Genomic DNA, 24,228 nt, shown 5'->3' with positions numbered 1-24,228 from the left:
CCTTACTGCGCCTCTTTCTTCGGCTCGCGAATCTTGTACCAGGCCACGTACAGCGCCGGCAGAAACAGCAGCGTCAGCAGAGTCGCGATCACGATCCCGCCGATCATCGCGTAAGCCATCGGCCCCCAGAACACTTCCCGGGCGATCGGAATCATGCCCATGCTCGCCGCCGCGGCCGTCAGCAGGATCGGGCGACGTCGGTGTTCGGTGGCTTCCACCACGGCATCCCAAGGCGCGTAACCTTTGCGTTCGAACTCGTCGATCTGGGTCACAAGGATCACCGAGTTGCGGATGATGATGCCGATCAGCGCCAGGATCCCGAGGATTGCCACGAAGCCCATCGGCGTACCGGTCGGCACCAGCGCCAGCACCACGCCGATCAGCCCCAGCGGCGCAACACTGGCCACCAGGAACAGCTTCTGCACGCTGTGCAGCTGGATCATCAGGAACGTCGCCATCAGGAACAGCATCAGCGGCAATACCTTGGCAATCGGCCCTTGGGCCTTGCCGCTCTCTTCGACCGTACCGCCAGTGGCGACCTTGTAGCCAACGGGCAGTTTTTCGGCGAACGCGTCGATGGACGGCTTCAACAGTTTCACCAGATCGGTCGGTTGAATCTCGTCACGCACCGACGCCTTGATGGTGATGGTCGGCAAGCGGTCACGACGCCATACCAGCGGCTGCTCCAGCTCATAACGAACCGTGGCGAAGGCCAGCAGTGGAATCGACGTGCCGTTGGGCGTAACGATCTGCAGGTTCTGCAAGGTTTCCGGCGTACCGCGTTCCGAACTCACCGCACGACCGACCACGTTGATCAGGTAGATGTCGTCGTTGACCTGGGTCAGCGGCGCCCCGCTGACGATGCTGTTCATCAGGTTCGCCACGTCTTCGGACGACAGCCCGAGCTGGCGCGCCTTGTCCTGGGCGATGTCGATGCGCAGGACTTTGCCCGGCTCGTTCCAGTCGTAAATGATCTCGCCGATGTGCGAGTTCTTGTCCAGTTCAGTCGCCAGGTCGATGGCATGCTTGCGCACCTGGTCGATGTCCTTGCCGCTGATCCGGTACTGGATCGGGCGCCCCACCGGCGGGCCCATTTCCAGCGCCTGCACGTAACTGCCGATGCCGACGAAGTCCTTGTGCAGCCGTTCGCGCAGGCGCTGACTCAGGGCCTCGCGGGCTTCGAAGTCTTTGCTGACGATCACCAGTTGCGCGTAGTACGGGTTCTGCAATTGTTGGTCGAGTGGCAGGTAAAAACGGATCGCACCCTGACCGATGTAGGTGCTCCAGCGCACGATGTCCGCATCGCCCTTGAGCGTGGCCTCGAGTTTGTCGACGGCCTTGCGGGTTTCGTCGATCGAGGCGTTTTGCGGCAGGTTGAGGTCGACCAGAATTTCGGGTCGATCCGAAGACGGGAAAAACTGATTCTGCACAAACCGCATGCAGAACACTGCCAGCACAAACAACAGGACGGTGATGCCGATGGCCCACCAGCGATTGCGCATGCACCACAGCAAACCGCCATTGAACGCCCGACCAACGCGCCCCGGTTCGGCCTCATGGGATTTCACGTTGGTGCTCAGAATATGTACGCCGATCACCGGGGCGAAAAAAACCGCCACAATCCACGAGACGATCATCGCTACGGCAATCACCGCGAACAGCGTGTAGGTGTACTCGCCTGCAGAACTGGCGTTGAGACCGATGGGGACGAAACCGGCGACCGTCACCAGCGTACCGGTGAGCATCGGGAACGCGGTCGAGGTGTAGGCGAACGTCGCGGCCTCCTCCTTGCTCTCGCCCATTTCCAGGCGCGTGACCATCATTTCCACAGTGATCATCGCATCGTCCACCAACAGGCCGAGGGCAATGATCAGAGCGCCGAGGGAAATCCGCTGCATGGTGATGCCGCTGTATTCCATGAACACGAACACCATCGCCAGCACCAGCGGGATCGAGCACGCCACCACCAGCCCGGCGCGCACGCCGAGGCTGATGAAGCTGACCACCAGCACGATCACCACCGCTTCGAACAAGGCACTGGTGAAGCCGCCGACGGCTTCCTCCACCACCACGGCCTGATCGGACACCGTGTGCACACCCACGCCAACCGGCAGATCCGCGGTCAGTTCATCGATGCGTTTGTGCAGGGCCTTGCCGAATTCCTGAACGTTGCCGCCCTTCTGCATGGCAATCGCCAGCCCGATCGCCGGCTTGCCGTCGAAACGGAATTCCGGCGTCGCCGGATCAGTGTAACCACGAGTGATGTCGGCGATATCCGCCAGACGATAGAAGCGGTCGTTGAGCTTGAGATTGACCTCGGCCAGGTCTTTCTCCGAAGCGAACTGCCCCGAAGTCCGCACGGAAATCCGCTCGGGCCCCGCCTCGATGACACCGGCCGGAGTCACGGCGTTCTGCGATTGCAGGCTCTGCACCACCTGGCGCTGATCGATGCCCAGCGCCGCCAGTTTGCGGGTCGAGAAGTTCAGGTAAATCACTTCGTCCTGCTGGCCGATCATTTCGATCTTGCCCAGCCCCGGCACATTGCGGATCTCGGCCCGCGCCTGTTCCACGTAATCGCGCAACTGGCGCATGGTCAGGCCGTCGGCGGTAAAGGCGTACACCGAGCCGAACACGTCACCGAATTCGTCGTTGAATCCCGGCCCCTGAATCCCTTGAGGAAACTGCCCGCGAATGTCGTCGATCTTCTTGCGCACCTGGTACCAGATTTCCGGAATGTCCTTGGCGCTGGTGGTGTCGCGCAGGTACACGTACACCGTCGATTCGCCGGGGCGCGTGTAGCTTTTCACGTAGTCGAGGGAATCGAGTTCTTCGAGTTTTTTCTCGATGCGATCGGTGACCTGCTTGAGGGTTTCCTCCTGGGTCGCGCCCGGCCATTTGGTCTGGATCACCATGGTCTTGATGGTGAACGACGGGTCTTCCTCGCGCCCCAGATTGAAGTAGGAGAACACCCCCATGAGCAACGCGACGAACATCAGATACCAGACGAAAGACTGATGCTTGAGGGCCCATTCGGAGAGATTGAAAGAGCCTTTCATTGACTGTCCTCGTCAAGTTTCACGGATTGTCCGGGTTTGAGACTGTTGACGCCGGCGCTGACCACGCGCTCGCCGTTCTTCACGCCACCCGCAAGTACAACGCTGCTGTCGGTGCGGCTGATCACGCTGACGTCGCGCGGGTTGACGGTTTTGCTTTGGGTGTCGATGACCCAGATCCGCTGTTTGCCATCGACCTCCTGCAACGCCGTAGCTGGCAATTCGATACGTGGCTTGATCGCCGAGCTGAGGGTGACGCTGATCGCCGTGCCGAGGCGGAAGCCGTCAGGCGTATTGGCCAGGGTCAACCGTGCGCGGCGGGTGCGCGTGGCACTCTGGGCCTGGGGTTCGATCTCGCGCAGGGTGGCCGTGGTGTTGATGCTCGGGTCGAGCTGCCCGGCCACCAGAAACACCACGTCGGACGGGATCTCATCGACCAGGGTGTCCGGCAGATCGATCACCGCTTCCTTGATGTCCGGTTGCGCCAAAGTCACCACTTGCTGGCCCGCCGTCACCACTTGCCCGGCCTCGGCGTTCCACGCGGTGACCACCGCCTTGTGGTCGGAGCGTAGCTGGGTGTAATCGAGTTGGTCCTTGCTTTGATTGACCGCCGCGCGAGCCTGATCCAGCGAGGCCTGGGTGGTTTTCAGGTCCGTCATGGCAATGTCCAGTTGCGCCTGCGCACCCACGCCCCGGTCGAACAGCGCTTGCTGACGGCGGGCGTTGGCCTGGGCGTTGATCAGTTGTGCCTGAACCCTCGCCAGATCGCCCTGGGCCGAACGCAGCTGGTTCTGCTGATCGGTCGGATCGAGCGTAGCGAGCAGCGTGCCCTTCTGCACCTCGGTACCGACATCGACGTTGCGGCTGGCAATGCGCCCGCCGACACGAAAACCGGTGTTGCTTTCATAGCGTGCCTGAATGCTGCCGGCGAAACGCCCGAGGTTTTCCTCGCTCAACGCTTCGACCTTGACCGATAACACCGGCCGTACCGGCTCCGGCGGCGGCTCGCTTTTCGAACAGGCGGCCAACAACAGGCCAATGGATAACAGCCCCAGACGCTTCATGGCTGTGCTCCCGGTTGCAGATCCTTATAGGTGTTTTCGGCAATTTCGACCTTCATGCCCGGATGCAGCAACTGCCCACCCGCGACAATGACTTTTTCCCCGCCCTTGAGGCCCTCGCTGATGATGACCTTGCCGATCAGGTAGCGGCTGACGGTGACGTTGTGCAACTGCGCTTCACCTTTGTCGTCGACCATCCACACAGCCGGATCGCTGACGTTCTTGGTCAGCGCCGACCACGGCAATTCAACGGCCGATTTGCCGGTACCCTTGGCCGTGGCGCTCACCACCGAGCCCAGTTGCATTCCCGGCGGCAGGCTGTCGAGGCTGACCTTGACCTGCACAGTGCCGGACTGCGCGGACACCGCCGGGGTTATTTCGCGCACGGTGCCGGTGGTCTTGATGGAGGGGTTGTCGAGCAGGCTGACGACAATCGAACGCTCCGCCGGCCGTTCGGCCAGCAGGGATTCGTAGACGTTGAACACGGCGTCGCGGTCGCCGTCCCGAGCCAGGCTGAAAATCGGTGCCGTGGCCTGAACCACCTGGCCGACTTCGGCCTGACGTTCGGTGATGACGCCGGGCGCATCGGCGATCAGCGCGGTATAGCTCAATTGATCCTTGGCGTTGGCCAACTGCGCCTGCGCTGCACTCAAGGCACTCTGGCTACTGCGCAATGCAGCCTGCGCGGAATCGTATTCGCTCTGGCTGGTGTAGCCCTTGGGCAACAGCTTCTGCTGGCGGACGAACGCGGCGGCGCTCTGTTTGACCCGCGCCTGCTCGGCCACTACCTGAGCCTGGGCGGAATCGACATTGGTCTGCAAATCCTTCGGATCGAGCTTGGCCAGCACTTGTTTGGCCGAGACGCGGTCACCGACATCGACCATACGCTGGATGATCTTGCCGCCGACCCGGAACGACAGTTCGGTCTGCACCCGTGCCTGCACATCGCCGGTGAGGGTCACGGCGGCGGCGTAATTGGCGGGGTTCACCTCCTGCACGAAGACCCGGGGCAGGTATTCGGCGGGGGCCTTTTTCTCGCCGCATGCGCTCAATAAAGCGAGCAGACTCAGCATGACCGCTGTTTTCAATCCGGGACTCGCCATGCAGACTCCTTCCTGTGTACGAACGTGCAAGTGACGATACGACTGTGAGCTTAGAACAGGGTTCAACCTTCGTCCGGGCGATATATGCATTTCTGTGCAGCGAGTATCCTGATCCGGATTTCGGGGCACCCAGGAAGGATTTTCATGCTCAAGACCCTCGCGGTGGCCAATTACCGCTCGATCAATAAATTGGTGATTCCGCTGGGCCGTCTGAACCTGATCACTGGCCCCAACGGCAGCGGCAAGTCCAACCTGTACCGGGCGCTGCGGCTGCTGGCGGAAACCGCTCAGGGCGGCGTGGTCAATGCGCTGGCCCGTGAGGGCGGGCTCGACTCGACGTTCTGGGCCGGGCCGGAAACCATCAGCCGGCGCATGCGCAACGGTGAAGTGCCGATCCAGTCCACCGTGCGTCAAGGCGTCAAACGCCTGCGCCTGGGCTTTGCCGGGGAGGATTTCAGCTATTCGATCGCCCTGGGATTGCCTGAGCCGAGCCTCTCGTACTTTTCCCTCGACCCGGAAATCAAAAAGGAATGCATCTGGGCCGGGCCGCTTTATCGTCCCGCCAGCCTGCTGGTGGATCGCGACGGGCCGATGATCCGTGCCCGTGAAGGTCGTGGTTGGGATGTTCTGGCGCAATACACGCCGAACTTCGACAGCCTGTTCGATCAGGTCGGCAGCCTGCGCACCTCGCCGGAGGTTTTCCAGATGCGCGAGTTCATCCGCCGCTGGCGCTTCTACGATCACTTTCGCAGCGACGCCGACGCCCCGGTGCGCCAGCCGCAACTGGGCACGCGCACGCCGGTGCTGCATCACGACGGGCGCGATCTGGCGGCGGCGTTGCAGACCATCCGCGAGATCGGCGATCCCGAGGCGCTGCAGGCGGCGATCAGTGATGCGTTTCCCGGTGCACGGCTGAACATTGCGCCGCTGGCGGGCGGACGCTTCGCTATCGAGTTCTTTCAGGAAGGGTTGCTGCGGCCGTTGTCGGCGGCCGAATTGTCGGACGGCACGTTGCGCTATCTGCTGCTGGTCGCGGCGCTGCTGACGCCACGCCCGCCATCGCTGATGGTGCTGAACGAACCGGAAACCAGCCTGCATCCAGACCTGCTGCCGGCGCTGGCGCGCTTGATCATCCGGGTGTCGGAGCAGTGTCAGGTGTGGGTGGTGTCCCATGCGCGGCGGTTGATTTCGGCGTTGCAGGAGGACCCGGAATGCAATTGCATCGTGCTGGAAAAAACCCTCGGCCAGACGGGAATCGTCGGGCAGAGGGTTCTGGATGAGCCGGCGTGGAATTGGCCTGATTAACCTCACACTCTCGCTTCCACACCGTATCTGATCGTTCCCACGCTCTGCGTGGGAATGCCTCTGGGGACGCTCCGCGTCCAGTGACGCGGAGCGTCACGGGCTGCATTCCCACGCGGAGCGTGGGAACGATCATCTGTCAGGGAGTTAGCCCTGCCACTTACCGCCTTCGACAATCACGCTCTCAGGCTTGGTGTCATCGCTCAGCTCTTTACGCACGTATTGGTCATACAGCTTGAGCAGATATTTCTCTTCCCCCAGCTTGGCCAATTCCGCATTCACCCAATCGCGCAATTCGATATTGCCCTTCTTCACCGCCGGCGCAATCGGTGCTTCGGCGCCAAGTTTTTCGTCCAGCACACGGTAGCCCGGGTTTTGCTTGGCCCAGCTGAACAGCACCAGATTGTCCTGCGCATAGGCATCGCCACGGCCGTTGGCCAGGGCTTGCAGGGACTCGGAGTTTTTCTCGAACTTCAGCAGTTTCCAGTCCGGGTGGTTCTTGGTCAGCCAGATATCGGCGGTGGTGCCAGTGGTGACGATGGTGGTGCGGGTTGCCAGATCATCGAGCTTTTTCACATCACTGCTCTGCGGCACCAGCGCCTGCACCGCGACCTTGAGGTTCGGGTTGGTGAATTCCACCGCTTCCTTGCGCTCCGGGGTCACGGTCATGTTGGCGAGGATCAGGTCGACCTTGTCGCTTTGCAGGAACGGAATGCGACTCGCCGGTTCCACGGCCACGAACTCGACCTTGTTTTCGTCGCCCAGCAGATCCTTGGCGAATTGACGGCCGATGTCGGTATCGAAGCCGACGTAGCGCCCTGCTTCGTTGACGAAACCGAACGGCGGCTTGTCGGTGAATACGCCGACGATCAGCTTGTCGCGGGCCTTGATCTTGTCCAGGTAACCGGCCGGTGCGGTGCTTTCGCTGGCGACTTTCGGCTTGGCCGGTTCTTCGGTCTTGTTGCAGCCGGCCAGCAACGCAAGGCTGATCAGCGGTAGTGCGAATAAGGCTTTGGCAGTTTTCATGGCAGTTCCAGTTCCTTGGTTTGAGACGTTGTGGGCGAAGTCGTTGAAGTCAGCGCTTCGACGTAGGAGAACTTCTCCAGGAACTGCTGCGCGCGTGCGGTTTGCGGGTTCGTAAAGAAAAGCTCGGGCGGGTTCTGTTCAAGGATGCGCCCGGCATCCATGAACACGATGCGATCGGCCACCGCGCGGGCGAAGGCCATCTCGTGGGTGACGATCAACAGGGTCATGCCTTCGCGGGCCAGACCCTGAATCACTTCCAGCACCTCCTTGACCATCTCCGGGTCAAGGGCGGCGGTGACTTCGTCGAATAGCATGACCCGCGGGTTCATGCACAGCGAGCGGACGATGGCGATGCGTTGCTGCTGGCCGCCGGAGAGCTGGCGCGGGAAAGCGTCGCGCTTGTCCGCCAGGCCCACGCGCTCAAGCAACGCTTCGGCTTGTTGCTGTGCTTCGCGGCGTTCGCGCTTCTGCACCTTGAGCGGGCCGAGCAGCAAATTGTCGAGCACGCTCATGTGCGGAAACAGGTGATAGCTCTGGAACACCATGCCGATCTGCTGACGCACTTCGCGCCAGTCGGTGGCCTTGTCCAGCAATTCGCGACCGGCGAATTTCAGAGAGCCACTGTGGGCGGTTTCCAGACCGTTCAGGCAACGCAGCAGGGTGCTTTTGCCGCAGCCGCTGGGGCCGAGGACGACGATGACTTCGCCGGACTTCACCTGCAGGTCGATGCCCTTGAGCACCTGCTGTTCACCGAAGAATTTGTTGAAACCCTGAAACTCGATCAATGCGCTCATGCTTGCGTCCAGCGCCGCTCCAGCACGCGCGAAGCGGCCGACAGCGGGTAGCAGATGAAAAAGAAAAACAGGAACAGCGCGCCGTAGATCAGCACCGATTCGTAGGTGCGTTCGATGATCTGCTGGCCGACCTTGATCACATCGACGACGCCGATCAGCACCGCCAGCGAACTGGTCTTGATGATCCGCGTGTAGACGTTGATGGTCGGCGGCGTCATGCGCTTCAGCGCCTGGGGCAGCAGCACGTAACCGTAGAGTTGCGCCGCATTCAGGCCGATCGACAATCCCGCCTCACGTTGCCCGCGCGGCAACGAATGCAGCGCACCGCGCGCCACTTCGCCCACCTCACTGGCGCCCCACAACGACAGCACCAGCACCGCGCACCAGAAGCTCGGCAGGCTCAGGCCGAAGAAAATCGGCAGGCCGAAAAACAGCAGGTATAACCAGACCAGCACCGGGATCGCCCGGAACAGCTCCAGATAGATCCGCAGCAGCGCGTTCAGCCACCGTACGTTGAGCGTGCGCAGCACACCGTAAAGCACGCCGCCGACGGTGCTGATGGCGATACTGAGGAACGAGATCGACAGGGTTTGCCCGGCGCCTTTGGCCAGTTGCGGCAATGACACCCAGAGCAGTTCAAGACCCGAACTGGCCATGCTGGAGCCTCCTTTCCAGACGGCTCAACAGCAGCGACAGCGGCAGGAACAGCAGCACGCAGATCAGCGTCAGCACGGCGAGCATTTCGTAGGTCTTGTAGTAGAGCGCGATGTAGCTCTTGGTGGTGTAGAGAATCTCCGGCACCGCCACGGCCGAGACCACGGTGGTCTCCTTGAGCAGGAAAATGAAATTGGCGAACAGCGACGGCAGGCTGAGAATCCCGGCCTGCGGCAGGATCACGTAGCGCAGCAACTGGCCGTGGGACAAACCGATGGAGCGACCGGACTCAAGCTGCGCCTGGGGCACCGCATCGACGCCGGCGCGCAGCACTTCGGTGAGGTAGGCACCGCCGAGAAACGTCATGGTGATGATCGCCGCAGTGAAACCGGAAACCTTGATCCCCAGTGCCGGCAGCGCGAAGTAGACGAAGAACAGCTGGATCAGCAGCGGCGTGTTGCGCGCCAGCTCCACATACAGCCCGACCAGTTTTTGCAGATAAGGCGTGCGGAACACCAGAATCGTCGCATTGAGCAACGCCACCAGCAGCGAGGTGCCAATGGCGATCAAACCGACCTGCAGCGTCACGCCCACGGCCTTGAGAAACGCCGGCAGGGTGCTGAGGATAAATGCGTAATCGAAGGTCATGAAACATCCTGACGCCGCTCGGTAAGCGACGGTGGTGCAGTCCATGGACAGCGGGTAACTGTCCGGCAGGCACCGAATTTAAAGGTATAAGAAAAAGAATTTAAATACCGTTAAAGCATATTGATATCACGCAAAAAACTATCCTGCGGGTTTGCCCCGACAGAATAAGAAGGCTATTTTTCCTTTCGCTGTAGGACGGATCTTTTTTTCGTAAAAGCCCTCCAAGGACGAACAGCTTTTGGCCAGACTCCCACGGCCGAACCCATAACAAGGAAGAGAACATGGACGTAAAAGTGCCGCAGCGACCGGACCCGCAGGATTTCGTGAAATGGCTGGTGGCCTTGCGCAGGGCGTTGAAAACCAGCGCTGCCTGAGATCAAGAGCCACCCTCACCCCAGCCCTCTCCCGGAGGGAGAGGGAGCCGACCGAGTTGTCTTTCGGCAGACACCGACCTGAAAAACCTCATCGATTATGGATTCGGTGACACACGATCAGGTCGGTGCATTTCTGAAATATCCCCCAATCAGTCCCCTCTCCCTCGGGGAGAGGGTTAGGGTGAGGGGTGCTTTTGAGGCACACACAAAAACGCCGATGACCATCACTGGCCATCGGCGTTTTCATACCTTGAAGGGGTTGTGTTGCTGCGTCAGATCAGAACGCCGGCAGTACCGCGCCATTGTATTTCTTCTCGATGAACGCTTTGACTTCAGGGCTGGTCAGGGCAGCGGCCAGTTTCTTGATGGCGTCGCTGTTCTTGTTGTCTTCACGGGCAACCAGGAAGTTCACGTAAGGCGAATCCGCACCTTCGATCACCAGAGCGTCCTTGGTCGGGTTCAACTTGGCTTCCAGCGCGTAGTTGGTGTTGATCATGTCCAGATCGACTTCTTTCAGAACGCGCGGCAGCAGGGCCGACTCCAGTTCCTTGAACTTGAAGTTGTGCGGGTTCTTGGCAATGTCTTTTGGCGTGGCCAGGGCATTCTTCGGATCTTTCAGCTCGATCAGGCCAGCCTTCTGCAGCAGGATCAGTGCGCGACCGCTGTTGCTGCCTTCGTTCGGAATGGCGATGGTGGCGCCGTCCGGCAGTTCAGCCAGGGTCTTGTACTTGCTCGAGTAGCCACCGAACGGTTCAACGTGCACGCCTTGCACGGTCACCAGGTACTTGGCCTTGTCATCCTTGTATTTGCCGGCGTTGAAGCTGTCCAGGTAAGGCTTGGTCTGGAAGTAGTTGGCGTCCAGACGCTTCTCGCCCACCTGTACGTTCGGCTGTACGTAGTCGGTGAAGACCTTGATTTCCAGATCCACGCCCTCTTTGGCGAGGGTCGGCTTGATCAGCTCGAGGATTTCGGCGTGTGGGACCGGCGTCGCGGCCACCACCAGTTTCTCGCCGGCCTGGGCCAGGGAAGCCGTCAGAGCAGCCGCCAATGCGGTAAACAACAGAACCTTTTTCATGCAGTGTCCTTATCGAAAATCGGTCGTCATCGACGACGGCATTAATACGTGTGCCAGCGATGTGCTACTGCTGGCGTGAAGCGGACAATACCGGGATTTTTTATTCCCGGACAATAACGTTTATTCAGCTTCATATTCCATTTTGTTCATGTTGAACAAAATGGTTACAACGCCTCGCTCAGGCTCAACAGCCATTCTTTCAATGCCTTACGTTCGTCGACGGTGCCGTTGAGGCTGACGCTCGCCACCTGACGCTCGATCTGAACCTGCGGCCCAGACACCTCGGGCAGGTTCAGGTGCTCCGGCAGGATTTCGTCGCCGGTGCTCACCAGCAACGCAAAATGTATGACGTTTTCCAGCTCCCGGGTGTTGCCCGGCCAGCTGTGTTGTTCCAGCACCTGCTGCGCCGCTTCGCTGATCAGCGGCACCGGCAGATCCAGACGCTGGCTGTAGATGCCGAGGAAGTACTCGGCCAACGACAGAATGTCGCCAACCCGCGCGCGCAATGCCGGCAGTTCCAGATGCCCTTCGCTGAGATAGTGATAAAGCCGCTCGTGGAATTTCCCCGCCGCCACCGCTTGCGCCAGATCGATGCTGGTCGCCGCTACCAGGCGCACGTCCACCGGGCTTGGTTGATGCGCACCGACGCGGGTGACTTCGTGGTTTTCCAGTGCGGAAAGCAACTTGATCTGGATCGGCAACGGCAGGTCGCCGATCTCGTCCAGGTACAAGGTGCCGCCGTTGGCTGAACCGAACCAACCGGCGCGGCTGCTGGCCGAACCGCTGTAGCTGCCGGCGGCATAACCGAACAATTCCGCATCGGCGTAGGTCGGGCTGATCGCGCCGCAATTGACCGAGACAAACAATCCGCTGCGATCACTGGCGCGATGGATATGGCGAGCGAGTAATTCCTTGCCGGTGCCGGTCTCGCCGCGAATCAACACCGAGATCGAGCGGGGTGCGAGCTGGGCCATTTCCTCGCGCAACTGGCGCGAGCGTGGATCGACGAACACCAGCGCCTTGGCGCGAATGCTCAGGGGACTTTTTTCCGCATCGGGAAAGGTCAGCAACGGCTGACCGAAGGTTTCAAGACTCATGGCAGACTCCCGCCCCAAATCGCCGGGAGACGGGGGCGTTGAACAAATAAAAGTGGTCAGGCACGGCGCCGGGCGTGGTGTTCCATGCGGTTTTGCAGGCGATACAGATAAGCGAATCCCTGCTCCCAGCGTTGATGCCCGGACTTCACGTTGATATGGCCGGCGCCGGCGAGAATCCCCGCCTCGGCGCCCCAGTTGCGCGCCAGTTCCAGCGCACGCGGCGCACTGACGGCGGCGTCGTTGTCGGAGCTGACGACCTGGCTCGGGAACGGCAGCAGATCGGTCGGGATCGGTGCGAAATTGCGCAGTGCCGGCACGCAGGCCGGGCGTTCGACGTCCGCCGGTGCGACCAGCAGCGCCCCGCGCACTTGACGCAAATGATGCAGCGGCGCGGTGGCAGCCCAGTGCGCCACGGTGATGCAGCCCAGGCTGTGCGCGATGAGGATCACCGGCGAGCTGTCGGCGGCAATCGCCTCGGCCAGCGCCGCGACCCAGTCTTCACGACGCGGCGTCAGCCAGTCGGCCTGCTCCACCCGCGCACTGTTGGGCAGGCTGTTCTGCCAGTGGGTTTGCCAATGATCTTCTGGCGATCCTTGCCAGCCCGGCACAATCAGATAACGGATTGATTCGTTGCGCATGGGGGAGCTCTCCTGCGTCGTGTCTGTTCCTGAACGAGTATAGGGACGGGATTTATATTCGTTAAGGAATAAGAAGCTATTTATTAATACCTGAAATGCATATTAAACAACAGACAAAAAAGGGGCCGCACCCTGCCAAGGAGACGGCCCCGGAAAAACGTGAAACCCTTATCGTGCAGTGATCACCGACAGCTTGGTGATGCCCGCCCGCTCAATCGAAGCCATGGCTCGCGCCACTTCGCCGTAATTCACCCCGTCGTCGGCCTGCAATTGCACGCGCACTTCCGGGTCCTTGGCCTTGGCCGACTTGAGGTTGAACTCCAGCAGGTCCGGCTGGATTTCGTCCTTGTTGATAAACAGTTTTCCCGCACCGTCGATGCTCACCACCAACGGGTCTTTCTGCTCGACCGGCGCCACCGCTTCGGTCTTCGGCAGGTTGATCGGTATCGCGTTGGTCAAAAGCGGCGCGGTGACGATGAACACCACCAGCAGCACCAGCATCACGTCCACCAGCGGCGTCACGTTGATCTCGCTCAGCACCTCGTCGCTGTCTTGCGTGGAGAAGGCCATATCAGGACGCCTCCTTCACTTTTGTTGCATTGCCCTGGGCCGCAGCCTTGTGCGCGGTCGGGTGAATCAGCACGCGGAACGAGCTCTTTTGCGCCAGGCTGTAGAAGTCGTGGGCAAAGTCGTCCAGGTCCGCCGCCGTCAGTTTCAGACGACGCAAAAAGTAGTTGTAAACCAGCACCGCCGGCACCGCGACCGCGATCCCCACACCGGTGGCGACCAGCGCTGCACCGATCGGTCCTGCGACCGTTTCCAGGCTCGCCGAACCTGCCGCGCTGATGCCTTTCAACGCTTCCATGATTCCCCACACCGTGCCGAACAGACCAATGAACGGCGAGGTGCTGCCAATACTCGCGACCACCGCCAGACCGGTTTCCAGCGAACGGCGCTCGCGGACGATCTGCTGACGCAAAGCACGTTCGAGGCGATCCTGATGGTTGATCGCCTGGCTCAGGTCATTGGCCTGCGGCGCCTCGCCCACTTGGATCGCCGCATAACCGGCCTGTGCCACCCGCGCTGCGGCGCCGGGCTGGGTTTCGCTCAACTCGGCGGCGGAGTCCAGACTCGACGCCGCCCAGAAGCGCTTGTGAAATTTGCGGTCCTGCGCCTTCAACCGGCCGAACTGCAGCGCCTTGAGCAATGCCAGGCCCCAGGTGGCGACAGAGAAGACCACCAGCAGCCAGATCACCGCGCTTTCGATGGATTCCAGTGGAGATGCCAGTAACGTCATGATGTGTTCCCTCGTGTAAACATTTCGCGCGAATTTGGTTTCGGTTTAGTGAATCTTGAAATCGATGGGTACGCTGACCCAGCCGTCCTGGGCGACATCACCCTGCTTGGCCGGCACGAAGCTCCAGCGCTTCACGGCGTCCAGCGCCGCGTCGTCGAGCTGTTGCCGGCCACTGCTTTTCTGAATCTGGATTTCGCCCGGTTTGCCGCTGGCCAACACGTGTACCCGCAGCAACACCGTGCCTTCCCAACCGCGACGCTGGGCCAGCGACGGATATTCCGGCGCCGGGTTCTTCAGGTACGCCGCGTTGGCCGAGGCCGGCGTCACCGGCGCAGGTGCCGGTGGTGCAGGTGGCGCTGGCGCGGCGACCGGGGCGGCCGGTTGTGGCGGAGCCGGTGGTTGCTCGACCGCTTTTGGCGCCGGTTTCGGTACGGGTTTGGCGACCGGTTTCGGTTTGGGGATCGGCTTCGGTTTCGGTGGTGGCTTGGTGGCCAGTTCGTCTTCCACCGGCGGTGGTGGCTCGACCACTGGTGCCGGTGGCGGCGGTACAACCACAGGTGGTGCCGGTGGCGCCGGGCGCGAAAACTCGATGGTCATCGGTGGAATTTCCGGCGGCACGATCGGCAGCGCTGGCGTCGGATGCTGGTTGATCCAGTAGATCACCGCGCCATGCACCACCAGCGCCAGAACGCCGAGCAGAATCGTTTCGCGGCGGCTCAAAATGCCCTTGGGCGCGCGCTGCAAACGCAGCTGGCCCAACGGCACGCGATGGGGCCGGCCGAGGTCGACCAACTCGCCGCTCGGCGCCTGGCGCCACAGCACCTCCTGTGCGCTGGCGGCGGTCTGGACATTGCCCATTGATTTACTCCCTGCGGTCTCTTTGCGTTTTTTCGCTTAGCCGATTCGCCGTTTGTTGAATCCCCCACGGCGTGATCGATGGGTCAATCATTGGGCCAGCGGCTTATCTCCGAAAGTAATCTTTCATGTTATGAATAGACGCTTTCGGAATATGTCAAACGGTCATTTCCGCCATAGCCACGGCCTGCAAGGCTTTCAGCGATTCGCCAGAATCGACATGCTTTCCTGGCATAAAAAGTATTCATCCAAGGCATCGGATCTTGGAAACAAGCAAACAAAAAAGGCCGATGCATGTTTAATGCATCGGCCTTCGATGACTGAATTTCTTATTGCTTCACAAGCTCAACGGTCCTGGTTTCGACGGTGAACAATCTTGATAACTAACGACTGGCATTGGTCTGTTGCACGCCGATGGCCGGCGCAATCACTGCTGTCTCCGAACGCGGCGTGCCCGCCGGCACCCAGTCATAACTTACAGGAAGGGCTCGATAGACCCAGTTGCTGATCGCGTCACTGCCCGGTGCCTTGCCCAGATAAGGGCTGACGTATTCCCACACGTTTTCGCCGCTGGCCGTTACCTGGAAAAACCGCCCGTTCATGCCTTCGTCGATCAGCGTGTTGCCGTTGGGCAAGCGCCGCGCGCTGCTGATGAATGAGCTGTAGAACGCCCACCCCGGCTGCTTCGAATTGGCCGCGCTGTACTGCCAGACGATTTCATTTTTCACCGGGTCGATCTCCAGCACCCGAGAACCGGAAATCAGCCCCAGCGTGACGTTCGGGTACCCCGCCGAACCCTGGTTGTCGAACACCAGCAGATTGCCCGCGCCAGGCAGTCCGGCCGGGATGATGTGCGCGTCATGCTGGCCGACGAACTGGTCCACCGGGCGCGGAATTTTCTGCGCGGTTTTCGGACTGGCCAACGGCAGATTCGGCCCCAGACGCCAGACCACTTTGCCGCTGTGCTTGTCGATGATCGCGATGAAGTTGGCGTTGCGCGAATCGATCAGCAGGTTGTCCGGATTGAAGCGCTTGTCGCCGGCATCGAACCACTTGTTCGGCCCGACCAGGCTGAGGTTGTTGATGTGCAGGTAATCCGGATTCTCACTGGCACGAACCAGCTTCAACTGCTCGGCGGTGAAGCCGAATTCGTTCAAGTGATCCGACGCCAGCCACTGCCATTTCACCTCGCCGGCGGGGCTGACTTCGTAGATCGCATCGTCGATCACCTCGGGCACTTTGAAGCCTTTGACCTGGTGCACCTTGTTCGCCAGCACCACGGTGTTGCCGTTGCTCAGGCGACGCTGATCGTGATGCTGTTGCGCGGCGCCACCGGGGGCCTTGTCGCCCCACTGCCAGACGACTTTGCCATTCCAGTCCAGCTCGCCGACGCTCTGATTGCCGAGGCCATTGCCGGCGGAACCGAGCTTGCCCGGATCCTTTTCGCTCAGTTGCAGCAACACATGGCCGCGCTCACCACCGACCAGTTGCGGGTCGATGATCGCCGAGGGAAAACCTGATTGCGGCCAGCTCTTCACTTCGTTGCCGTTCATGTCGATCAGGTGCGTCTGCTTGTCGGCACCGCTGAAGATCACATATTGATTGAAGGCCTTGGCCGGGTCGTAACGAGTGACGCCGGTGGGGTAGACGCTGGGCGCGGCGAGCGCCCCGGCACTGAGCACTGCGCCGGACAACAACACCGGAAAAGCGGTTTTGATGCGCAACATGATGCAGCTCCTTGAAGGATCGATCAGAAGTCGTAGCGACCGGTGACGCCGAGGGTGCGCGGCGTACCGAGCAGGCCTTCATAACCGCCGTTGCCGCCGGTCCACAGGGTCGTGTAGTAGGTTTTGTCGAAGGCGTTTTTCAGCCACAGCGAGATGTCCCACTGACCCTGGTTGAAATCGCCGCGCAGGCCGGTGGAGAGATTGACCACTGCGTAACTCGGGATCTGGCCGTAGTCGGAATCCTCGACCGTGCCCACCGCTTTGGAGCGGAACGCGTAGCTGCCGGTGACGTAAGGCTGCAGGCCGTTATCCAGATTCCATTCGTATTTGCCGTTGGCGTTGCCGATCCATTTCGAGGCGCCGACCACCTGATGACCGCTGAGGTCGCAAGAGGCTGGAGCACCCGGTGCCTGGCTGACCTCCGGCGGGCACGGCGCGTCCTTGTAGGAGAGATAGCTGACGTCGTTGTAGGAGCCGTTGAAGTTCAGCGTCAAGCCACGCAGCGGGATCACGGTGCTTTCGAACTCCACGCCACGTGAACGCACTGAACCGGCGTTGGTCAGGTATTGCACCCGGTTGACGTCGTCGTAGGCGTTGGTCTGGTAAGCGTTGACCTGGGTCCAGAACACGTTGGCATTGAGCTGCAAACGCCGATCCCACAACGTGCTCTTGAAGCCGAGTTCGGCGTTGTTGGCGCGCTCGGTGCCGATCAGCAACGAGTCGGCGCCAGCGGTCGGGGCCGAGCCGACCACGAGGTTGACCCCGCCGGATTTTTCGCCGTGAGACAACGTGGCGTAGCCGAGCAGATCATCGGTGAAGCGATAGCTGAGGTTGAGCAATCCGGACGGGCTGGAGCTGTACTGGTTCAGGTCGCCGGAATCGTAGGCGCCGGTGCGGCCGCGTCGCGCGGTGGCTGCGGCACCCGTGACAGCGGCGCCACCGACCGGCGCGTCGCGATTGACCCAAGCGTTTTTCTCTTCATAGGTGCCACGCACCCCGGCGGTGAAATCCAGACGCGGGGTCAGGTGCCAGGTGCCTTGGGCGAACAACGCGAAACTGTCGGTCTTGATATGGCCACGGCCGACGCTGTTGACGTTGGCCAGCGCACCCCGTGGCGTGCCGTTCCAGATGTCTGCCTGGGGGCCGTAATAGGCGAAGGATTTGTTGTCCAGGTCCGATCCGAAATAGTAGGCGCCGAGGACGTAATCGAAGAATTCGCCCTTGGGCGACGCGAGGCGAAATTCCTGGGAATACTGTTTGTCCTCCACCGACACCCCGGCGTTGTAGGTGGCCGGCACATTGAGGCCATCGTCGTTGCGCGGGGTGAAATTCCAGAAGCGGTAGGAGCTGACCGAGGTCAGGGTGAAGTCGCTCGGCAGGGTCCAGTTGGCCTCCACCGAGGTGCCGCCCTGATGCACGGTGACGTGCTGGTCGTTGTCCAGATTGACCTTGCGGTGCGAGCCGTTGACCAGCGTCGCGCCGGCAGCGGCGGCGCGGGCCGAGTAGAGATTGACGCCATTGATGGTCGGCCCGGTGTTGTACAGCACACGGGTGCCGGCGCTGGAATCCTCTTCGTTGTAGTCACCGATCCAGCGCAGGTTGAAATTCTCGTTGGGCTTGAACAGCAGTTGCGCCCGGAAGCCGTCGCGGGAACCGCCGTTCAGGTCATGGCCGTTGAATTCGTTCTTGATGTCGCCGTCGCTGCGGGTGCGATAGGCAGAGATGCGTCCGGCCAACTGATCGTTGAGCGGCCCGGAAAGCGTGCCCTTGGTCTGGAAGTAACCGTCCTCGCCGACCGACGTCTCGATGCTGCGCTCCGGGGTAAAACTCGGCGCGCGGGTGCTGATGTTGATCACCCCGGCGGTGGTGTTCTTGCCGAACAACGTCCCCTGCGGCCCGCGCAGGACTTCCAGCTGCTCGATGTCCATCAGGTCGAACACCGCCATCCCCGGGCGACCCAGATAAACGTTGTCGATGTACAGCCCGACGCTGCCTTCCAGACCGTCGCTGGCCGGGTTGTTGCCCAGGCCCCGGATCGACACGCTGGACTGACGCGCATGCATGTAGGCGACGTTGACGCTGGGCACCAGTTGCTGCAGATCCTGGATTCGGTAGACCCGTTGCGTCTCCAGAGTCGTGCCGCTCACCACGCTCATTGGCGTCGGCACGTCCTGAGAGCTTTCTTCGCGACGGCGGGTGGTGACGGTCACGGTTTCCAGTTGCGAAGTGGCGGTCGCGGTCTTGCCTGCCGGTGCCGGCACAGGGGTTTCCGATTCCGCAGCGTAGCCGTGGGTCCAGCTGGCACTCCCCGCCAGCAACAGGGCCAGAGGCAGACGTTTGAGCCGTCGTGGCGGCGGCGGTGAAGCGAGGTGCAACGGACTCATGGGACTGCTCCTGGTCAAAAAACACGCAGACATCTTCCGTGCCGCATATTCTTTTAAGTTATTTATTTATGTTTTTACAAAGATTTACTGCATAAGAGATTGCCTTTATAAGGAGTCGACCTAATGCATATCCAATGCATTTCCCGGATATTTTTTATGTGAAAAATGCATATCGACTTGCGCCAGCTCAGACACTTCATCGCCCTCGCCGAACAACGCAGTTTCGTCGCCGGCGCGCAGGCGGTGAACCTGTCGCAGTCGGCGTTCAGCCGCAGCATTCAGGCGCTGGAGCACAGCGTCGGGTGCCAGTTAGTGGATCGCGGGCGCAAGGAATTGCCGCCGACCAAACAGGGCCAGGTGCTGCTTGAACATGCGCGACGACTGGTCAGCGGTGCGCAGCAGATGGCCAACGAGATCAGCCAGTTCAACGGGCTGGAGGCTGGGGAATTGCGCTTCGGTTGTGGACCGGCGCCGGCAGCGGGATTGATCCCGCGAGCGATCGGCAGCTTCATCGGCCGCTACCCGAAAGCGCGGGTGCACTACCAGGTCGATGACTGGCAGAGCCTGAGCAAAAGACTGCTGAGCGAGGAGTTCGAATTCTTCGTTGCCGATACACGGCACTTCGAGGCAGATCCGGATTATCTGACCCACCGCTTGCGCCCGCGCAAATGGCATTTCTGCTGCCGCGCCGGGCATCCGCTGGCCGCATCGGATCGGGTCACGGCCGAGCAATTGATGAGTTATCCGCTGGCCGTGAGCATTCGTCCGCCGAATCTGCGCAAGGTCATCGTCGACCTCAGTGGCCGCCCGGATTTCGTCCCGAATGTGGAGTGCGAGAACAGCGCAAGCCTGCTCGGCGTGGTGCTGCGTTCGGATGCCATCGGTATCGTCGGCGCCTATTCGGATGCACTGCATCAGGCCCGGGGTGAGTTGGTCTGCTTGAAGATCGAAGGGTTGGCGGATGATCTGGAGGAGCTTTATACCCGTTACGGAATTGTCAGCCGCGCCGGGTATCGCTTGTCACCGTTGGCCGAGGCGATGATCGAGCAGATCAAAGCGATTGATGCGGTGGATGAGGAGGTGTGTTCACTTGAGAATCTGGCTGTCTGAGGCACAGCTATCGCTGCGATGCGGCGACCCGACAAGCCAGCTCCCACAGGACCTGCGCCTGGCAAAAATAATGCGTTCACCCGGTACTTGTGGGAGCTGGCTTGCCAGCGATGACGTCAGTACAGGCGCCGATGCATTTGCTGCATATAAAGCATTCCCCGAATGCACTTGCCGAACACCCTCGCCGAAAGCGAAAAACCTCGCCTGTCTTTCTGACTGGTGAACCCCATGTCCAACCCGCAAAACCCTGTGCGCAACGTGCTGTACATCATGTGCGATCAACTTCGCCGCGATTACCTGTCCTGCTACGGCCACCCGCACTTGCACACCCCGAACATCGACCGCCTGGCCGCCGCCGGCGTGCGCTTCAGCCGCGCCTACACACAGGGCACGATCTGCGGGCCGTCGCGGATGTCGGCCTATACCGGGCGCTATGTCAGCAGCCATCAAGTGGCGTGGAACGCCGTGCCGCTGCCGCTGGAAGAACTGACCATCGGCGATTACCTGCGCCCCCACGGCATTCGTACCGCGCTGGTCGGCAAGACCCACGCCACGGCCAACGTGGATGCCTTGCAGCGGTTGGCGATCAACCCCGAAAGTGCCCAGGCCGAGGTACTGAACGAAGTCGGCTTCGAACCCTACTTTCGCCACGACGGCATCTTCCCCGACGACCCGCTGTTCGATGACAAACGCGAATCCGCGCCCTACACCCATTACCTGCGCGAGCAGGGTTTCGAAGGGCGTAACCCCTGGCATGACTGGGCCAACGCGGCCGAAGGCGACAACGGAGAAATCCTCAGTGGCTGGAAAATGCGCAATGCCCATTTGCCCGCGCGAATTCCCGAGCAACATTCAGAGACTGTCTACACTACCAATCGGGCCATCGACTTCATCGGTGAGCAAGGTGAAAAACCGTGGTTTTTACACCTGTCCTATATCAAACCCCACTGGCCCTACATCGTACCGGCTCCGTACTACACTTTGTACAGTACGAAATCGATTCTCGACCCGGTACGTAATGCCTCTCCAAGCGACCACCCGGTCTATCAGGCCTTTCGCCAGCATGAGGAAAGCCTGAATTTCTCCAAAGATCCGGTACGAATGAACGTTATCCCGACGTACATGGGCCTGGTCAAACAGGTCGATGATCAGTTGGGGCGGCTGTTCGATTTCCTGCAAAGCAACGGACGCTGGGAAGACACGCTGATCGTGTTCACCAGCGATCACGGCGACTTTCTGGGCGATCACTGGCTGGGTGAGAAGGAGTTTTTGCTGGAGCAGGCGGTGGGCGTGCCATTGATCGTGCGCGACCCGCGTGCGGCGGCGGATATCACCCGGGGCACGGTGGACGAACGTCTGGCGGAAACCATCGACGGCGTGCCGACCTTTCTCGAAGCGCTGGGCGTGACGGGGGCGGAGCATCGCCTGGAAGGTCGCTCGTTGATTCCACTGCTGCATGGTGAAAACCCTGACTGGCGCCGCTATGCGATCAGCGAATACGACTACGCCTTCCAGGCCCCGGCGCGGGAGCGACTGGGCCAGCCGATCGACCGTTGCCGCATGACCATGGTGCGCAGCGAGCGCTGGAAATACCTGGCGTACGACGGCTTCCGGCCGCAGCTTTTCGATCTGCTGAATGACCCGCAGGAGCTGCAGGATCTGGGCGCGGACCCGGCGTATGCGGCGGTGCGCGAGGAGCATGCGGGGTATCTGTTCGAGTGGGTGCGCGGGTTGAAGCGGCGCACGACCATCAGTCATCAGGAGATTGATTTGCGCGGGCAGCGGTTTCGTTATGGGGAGCCGGAGACCGAGAAGATGGTGCAGATCGGGGTTTGGTGACAGTGATCGCTCCCCCCGCCGAGGCACTGATCGTTCCCACGCTCCGCGTGGGAATGCCTCAATGGACGCTCTGCGTCCGCTTTGGGACGAGGAGCGTCCCGGGCTGCATTCCCACGCAGAGCGTGGGAACGATCATCTTCTGCTCTTACTCGCGCCCTTTGATGGTCTGGCTACGCTGCCCATTCGCCCCGACCGGCACTTCACCCTTGAGCGTCACCCGACGCACCACACGATCCTGAGTGCCGTAATCATCAATCGCATAATGCTGAGTCGAGCGGTTATCCCAGATCGCCACGTCACCGGCCTTCCAGCGCCAGCGCACGACGTTCTCCTGACGGATCACATGACTTTGCAGCAAGCCGAACAGGTGCGCCGAATCGGCCTGGGAATAGCCCTTGATGCGTTTGACGAAATGCCCCAGCAGCAAGCTCTTTTCGCCGCTGATCGGGTGCACGCGGACCACCGGGTGCTCGGTTTCGTAGACGGTAGAGGTGAAGATCTTGCGATAGCGCTCAAGCTTCTCCGCCGACACGTCCGGCTTCACGGCGGCGTAGTCGTATTCGTTGCTGTGCACGGCCACCAGTTTGTCTGCCAGCTCACGCAATTCAGTCGGCAGTTCGTTGTACGCGGTCGCGGTGTTCGCCCACAGCGTGTCGCCACCGAACGCCGGGGCCACCACGGAGCGCAGGATCGAGGCTTTCGGGTAGGCATCGACGAAGGTCACGTCGGTGTGCCACGAGTTGGCGCGCTGCCCTTCGGCGCCGTCCAGTTCCAACAGATAACGGGTGCCCTCGCGGGACGGCACGGTCGGATGCGCCACGGGCTCGCCGAGCAGGTGCGCAAAGGCTTCCTGACGTTGATCGTCGAGCTGGGTCTGCTCGCGGAAGAACACCACCTTGTACTGGATCAGCGCCTGTTGAATGGCTTCAACCGTCGCGGCGTCCAGCTCACCGGACAGCTGCACGCCACGGATTTCGGCGCCGATACGGCCGGCCACCGGATAAATGTCCAGTGCGTGGACAGCGGGTTTTACAGCGAGTGCGGCATTGCTCATGGGTAGACCCTCATCGACTGCTTGCGGTTGGACGGCAGCGAAACAACGCTCTATCTATATTCCATTTACATCTAATAGATATTCACATGCTTCGTTGACGGAATAAGAGCTTGCATTTAAAACCTCAAGCAACCTCGTCGCAAATGCCTTCGAGCTATTTTTAGGATGCCGGAAAAGCATATGGATCTTCGCCAGTTGCGCTACTTCATCGCCCTCAACGAACACCGCAGTTTTGTCCGCGCGGCCGACGCCATGGGCATCACTCAACCGGCGTTCAGCCGCAGTATTCAGGGGCTGGAGCAGGAGTTCGGCTGCGTGCTGGTGGATCGCGGCAACAAGGATCTGCGCCCGACACCCGAAGGCCAGGTGGTGCTGCAACACGCCCTGACCCTGGTGCAGGGCGCGGCGTTGCTCAGCGCCGAAGTGACACAGATGACCAAGCTCGATGCCGGCGAACTGCACTTCGGTTGCGGTCCGGCACCAGCGGTGAAACTGGTGCCGGACGCGGTGGCGCAATTCATCAATGCGCACCCGAAAGTGCGCACCTGTTTTCAGGTGGATAACTGGGAAAAACTCAGCCGTGCCCTGAGCCGTGAGGAGATCGAATTCTTCATCGCCGACATCCGTCATTTCGAATCCGACCCGAACTTCCAGACCCAGCCGCTGACACCCAAGCGCGGGGTGTTTTTCTGCCGGCCGGGGCATCCGCTGCTGGCCAAGGAAAGCCTGTCGACCAACGACATGTTCGACTACCCGCTGGCGACCACGCTGATCCCGCCGGGCATTCGCAAACTACTGGCGAATCTCAGCGGCCGGATCGACTTTTCACCGTCCATCGAGACCGAGCATTTTCCCGCGCTGGTGAAAGTGGTGCTGCAATCCAACGCGATTGGCGTCGGCACTGAAGAGGCGTTTGTCGAGGACATTGCGCAAGGCTCGCTGGCGCTGCTGCACTGGCGCAATCTGCCGCAGAACCTGGAGAGCATGAATGCGCGGTGCGGGATTGTGAGCCGCACGGGATTCCGGCTGTCACCGGCGGCGCGGGCGATGATCGAGACGCTGGTGGCGGTGGATAAACAGGCGATCAGCGTCGCGGTTTGAGGGTCATTCCCACGCTCTGCGCGGGAATGACCGCAT

Annotated in this window: 20 protein-coding genes; 4 read left to right on the top strand and 16 right to left on the bottom strand. The window is 60.9% G+C overall.

The genetic code is table 11. From position 1 onward, the window contains the following. Window positions 1–2: 2 nt before the first annotated feature. The 3 genes from ACTJK7_RS07525 to ACTJK7_RS07515 are packed head-to-tail and all read right to left on the bottom strand — an operon-like array spanning window position 3 to window position 5,217. Complete coding sequence (locus ACTJK7_RS07525; RefSeq protein WP_108559065.1) at window positions 3–3,056, bottom strand: efflux RND transporter permease subunit; 3,054 nt, start codon at window positions 3,054–3,056, stop codon at window positions 3–5. Then, window positions 3,053–4,117, bottom strand: coding sequence for an efflux RND transporter periplasmic adaptor subunit (locus tag ACTJK7_RS07520; protein WP_440780470.1), 1,065 nt, complete (start codon window positions 4,115–4,117; stop codon window positions 3,053–3,055). Before ACTJK7_RS07520 ends, ACTJK7_RS07525 begins: the two co-directional genes overlap by 4 nt. Next, entirely contained in the window at window positions 4,114–5,217 is a 1,104-nt protein-coding gene (locus ACTJK7_RS07515) for an efflux RND transporter periplasmic adaptor subunit (protein ID WP_108559062.1), read from the bottom strand. Before ACTJK7_RS07515 ends, ACTJK7_RS07520 begins: the two co-directional genes overlap by 4 nt. Before the next feature lie 144 nt (window positions 5,218–5,361). On the opposite strand from ACTJK7_RS07515, the gene ACTJK7_RS07510 reads away from it, so the two are divergent. Further along, window positions 5,362–6,522 (top strand): AAA family ATPase, encoded by a 1,161-nt coding sequence (locus tag ACTJK7_RS07510; RefSeq protein WP_108559060.1) that lies wholly within the window; start codon window positions 5,362–5,364, stop codon window positions 6,520–6,522. Between the two features lie 144 nt (window positions 6,523–6,666). On the opposite strand, the gene ACTJK7_RS07505 is transcribed toward ACTJK7_RS07510, so the two are convergent. The 12 genes from ACTJK7_RS07505 to ACTJK7_RS07450 form a co-directional block, all read right to left on the bottom strand. After that, on the bottom strand, window positions 6,667–7,545 hold the full coding sequence (locus ACTJK7_RS07505; RefSeq protein WP_064382718.1) for a transporter substrate-binding domain-containing protein: 879 nt from the start codon (window positions 7,543–7,545) through the stop codon (window positions 6,667–6,669). Beyond that, window positions 7,542–8,339: an amino acid ABC transporter ATP-binding protein gene (locus ACTJK7_RS07500; protein ID WP_236195506.1), complete on the bottom strand. Its 798-nt coding sequence runs from the start codon at window positions 8,337–8,339 to the stop codon at window positions 7,542–7,544. Before ACTJK7_RS07500 ends, ACTJK7_RS07505 begins: the two co-directional genes overlap by 4 nt. Then, on the bottom strand, window positions 8,336–8,995 hold the full coding sequence (locus ACTJK7_RS07495) for an amino acid ABC transporter permease (RefSeq protein WP_041475107.1): 660 nt from the start codon (window positions 8,993–8,995) through the stop codon (window positions 8,336–8,338). Before ACTJK7_RS07495 ends, ACTJK7_RS07500 begins: the two co-directional genes overlap by 4 nt. Further along, the gene (locus ACTJK7_RS07490) at window positions 8,976–9,641 is read right to left on the bottom strand and encodes an amino acid ABC transporter permease (protein ID WP_007918712.1); all 666 of its coding nucleotides are present in this window, start codon (window positions 9,639–9,641) and stop codon (window positions 8,976–8,978) included. Before ACTJK7_RS07490 ends, ACTJK7_RS07495 begins: the two co-directional genes overlap by 20 nt. A gap of 651 nt (window positions 9,642–10,292) precedes the next feature. Then, window positions 10,293–11,090, bottom strand: a complete 798-nt coding sequence (locus ACTJK7_RS07485) for a MetQ/NlpA family ABC transporter substrate-binding protein (protein WP_011331930.1) — start codon at window positions 11,088–11,090, stop codon at window positions 10,293–10,295. Window positions 11,091–11,254: 164 nt separating this feature from the next. Next, a complete protein-coding gene (locus ACTJK7_RS07480) occupies window positions 11,255–12,187 on the bottom strand; it encodes a sigma 54-interacting transcriptional regulator (RefSeq protein ID WP_011331929.1) in 933 nt (310 codons plus the stop codon). Between the two features lie 56 nt (window positions 12,188–12,243). Continuing rightward, on the bottom strand, window positions 12,244–12,825 hold the full coding sequence (locus tag ACTJK7_RS07475; protein WP_007952774.1) for an alpha/beta hydrolase: 582 nt from the start codon (window positions 12,823–12,825) through the stop codon (window positions 12,244–12,246). A 168-nt stretch (window positions 12,826–12,993) separates the two neighbouring features. After that, window positions 12,994–13,395: an ExbD/TolR family protein gene (locus tag ACTJK7_RS07470; RefSeq protein WP_003220570.1), complete on the bottom strand. Its 402-nt coding sequence runs from the start codon at window positions 13,393–13,395 to the stop codon at window positions 12,994–12,996. A gap of 1 nt (window position 13,396) precedes the next feature. Then, window positions 13,397–14,122 (bottom strand): MotA/TolQ/ExbB proton channel family protein, encoded by a 726-nt coding sequence (locus tag ACTJK7_RS07465; protein ID WP_007952775.1) that lies wholly within the window; start codon window positions 14,120–14,122, stop codon window positions 13,397–13,399. 45 nt (window positions 14,123–14,167) lie between these two features. Further along, entirely contained in the window at window positions 14,168–14,980 is an 813-nt protein-coding gene (locus ACTJK7_RS07460; protein WP_041475106.1) for an energy transducer TonB, read from the bottom strand. 380 nt (window positions 14,981–15,360) lie between these two features. Continuing rightward, window positions 15,361–16,704 (bottom strand): aryl-sulfate sulfotransferase, encoded by a 1,344-nt coding sequence (locus ACTJK7_RS07455; protein WP_108559054.1) that lies wholly within the window; start codon window positions 16,702–16,704, stop codon window positions 15,361–15,363. A gap of 23 nt (window positions 16,705–16,727) precedes the next feature. Next, the gene (locus ACTJK7_RS07450) at window positions 16,728–19,088 is read right to left on the bottom strand and encodes a TonB-dependent receptor (RefSeq protein ID WP_440780467.1); all 2,361 of its coding nucleotides are present in this window, start codon (window positions 19,086–19,088) and stop codon (window positions 16,728–16,730) included. Between the two features lie 165 nt (window positions 19,089–19,253). On the opposite strand from ACTJK7_RS07450, the gene ACTJK7_RS07445 reads away from it, so the two are divergent. Together ACTJK7_RS07445 and ACTJK7_RS07440 are read left to right on the top strand one after the other, a co-directional pair. Then, window positions 19,254–20,198 carry a LysR family transcriptional regulator gene (locus ACTJK7_RS07445; RefSeq protein WP_108559051.1) on the top strand — a complete coding sequence of 315 codons (945 nt, stop codon included), beginning with the start codon at window positions 19,254–19,256 and terminating at the stop codon, window positions 20,196–20,198. A gap of 228 nt (window positions 20,199–20,426) precedes the next feature. Next, on the top strand, window positions 20,427–22,037 hold the full coding sequence (locus tag ACTJK7_RS07440; protein WP_440780466.1) for an alkaline phosphatase family protein: 1,611 nt from the start codon (window positions 20,427–20,429) through the stop codon (window positions 22,035–22,037). A gap of 145 nt (window positions 22,038–22,182) precedes the next feature. On the opposite strand, the gene ACTJK7_RS07435 is transcribed toward ACTJK7_RS07440, so the two are convergent. Then, window positions 22,183–23,091 (bottom strand): TauD/TfdA dioxygenase family protein, encoded by a 909-nt coding sequence (locus ACTJK7_RS07435; RefSeq protein WP_064382710.1) that lies wholly within the window; start codon window positions 23,089–23,091, stop codon window positions 22,183–22,185. Between the two features lie 180 nt (window positions 23,092–23,271). Here ACTJK7_RS07435 and ACTJK7_RS07430 point away from each other — a divergent pair, with 180 nt between their 5' ends. Continuing rightward, window positions 23,272–24,192, top strand: a complete 921-nt coding sequence (locus ACTJK7_RS07430; RefSeq protein ID WP_064382709.1) for a LysR family transcriptional regulator — start codon at window positions 23,272–23,274, stop codon at window positions 24,190–24,192. Window positions 24,193–24,228 lie beyond the last annotated feature (36 nt).

The sequence above is a fragment of the Pseudomonas sp. 22085 genome (assembly GCF_052045815.1).
In the GTDB taxonomy this organism is placed as follows: Bacteria; Pseudomonadota; Gammaproteobacteria; order Pseudomonadales; family Pseudomonadaceae; genus Aquipseudomonas; species Aquipseudomonas glycinae.
This window is presented reverse-complemented; position numbering and strand designations above follow the sequence as displayed.

What these genes read in the sequence shown, in the direction of transcription:
- ACTJK7_RS07525 (WP_108559065.1), bottom strand. Translation starts at nt 3,056, where the DNA reads ATGAAAGGCTCTTTCAATCTCTCCGAATGGGCCCTCAAGCATCAGTCT.
- ACTJK7_RS07520 (WP_440780470.1), bottom strand. Translation starts at nt 4,117, where the DNA reads ATGAAGCGTCTGGGGCTGTTATCCATTGGCCTGTTGTTGGCCGCCTGT.
- ACTJK7_RS07515 (WP_108559062.1), bottom strand. Translation starts at nt 5,217, where the DNA reads ATGGCGAGTCCCGGATTGAAAACAGCGGTCATGCTGAGTCTGCTCGCT.
- ACTJK7_RS07510 (WP_108559060.1), top strand. Translation starts at nt 5,362, where the DNA reads ATGCTCAAGACCCTCGCGGTGGCCAATTACCGCTCGATCAATAAATTG.
- ACTJK7_RS07505 (WP_064382718.1), bottom strand. Translation starts at nt 7,545, where the DNA reads ATGAAAACTGCCAAAGCCTTATTCGCACTACCGCTGATCAGCCTTGCG.
- ACTJK7_RS07500 (WP_236195506.1), bottom strand. Translation starts at nt 8,339, where the DNA reads ATGAGCGCATTGATCGAGTTTCAGGGTTTCAACAAATTCTTCGGTGAA.
- ACTJK7_RS07495 (WP_041475107.1), bottom strand. Translation starts at nt 8,995, where the DNA reads ATGGCCAGTTCGGGTCTTGAACTGCTCTGGGTGTCATTGCCGCAACTG.
- ACTJK7_RS07490 (WP_007918712.1), bottom strand. Translation starts at nt 9,641, where the DNA reads ATGACCTTCGATTACGCATTTATCCTCAGCACCCTGCCGGCGTTTCTC.
- ACTJK7_RS07485 (WP_011331930.1), bottom strand. Translation starts at nt 11,090, where the DNA reads ATGAAAAAGGTTCTGTTGTTTACCGCATTGGCGGCTGCTCTGACGGCT.
- ACTJK7_RS07480 (WP_011331929.1), bottom strand. Translation starts at nt 12,187, where the DNA reads ATGAGTCTTGAAACCTTCGGTCAGCCGTTGCTGACCTTTCCCGATGCG.
- ACTJK7_RS07475 (WP_007952774.1), bottom strand. Translation starts at nt 12,825, where the DNA reads ATGCGCAACGAATCAATCCGTTATCTGATTGTGCCGGGCTGGCAAGGA.
- ACTJK7_RS07470 (WP_003220570.1), bottom strand. Translation starts at nt 13,395, where the DNA reads ATGGCCTTCTCCACGCAAGACAGCGACGAGGTGCTGAGCGAGATCAAC.
- ACTJK7_RS07465 (WP_007952775.1), bottom strand. Translation starts at nt 14,122, where the DNA reads ATGACGTTACTGGCATCTCCACTGGAATCCATCGAAAGCGCGGTGATC.
- ACTJK7_RS07460 (WP_041475106.1), bottom strand. Translation starts at nt 14,980, where the DNA reads ATGGGCAATGTCCAGACCGCCGCCAGCGCACAGGAGGTGCTGTGGCGC.
- ACTJK7_RS07455 (WP_108559054.1), bottom strand. Translation starts at nt 16,704, where the DNA reads ATGTTGCGCATCAAAACCGCTTTTCCGGTGTTGTTGTCCGGCGCAGTG.
- ACTJK7_RS07450 (WP_440780467.1), bottom strand. Translation starts at nt 19,088, where the DNA reads ATGAGTCCGTTGCACCTCGCTTCACCGCCGCCGCCACGACGGCTCAAA.
- ACTJK7_RS07445 (WP_108559051.1), top strand. Translation starts at nt 19,254, where the DNA reads ATGCATATCGACTTGCGCCAGCTCAGACACTTCATCGCCCTCGCCGAA.
- ACTJK7_RS07440 (WP_440780466.1), top strand. Translation starts at nt 20,427, where the DNA reads ATGTCCAACCCGCAAAACCCTGTGCGCAACGTGCTGTACATCATGTGC.
- ACTJK7_RS07435 (WP_064382710.1), bottom strand. Translation starts at nt 23,091, where the DNA reads ATGAGCAATGCCGCACTCGCTGTAAAACCCGCTGTCCACGCACTGGAC.
- ACTJK7_RS07430 (WP_064382709.1), top strand. Translation starts at nt 23,272, where the DNA reads ATGGATCTTCGCCAGTTGCGCTACTTCATCGCCCTCAACGAACACCGC.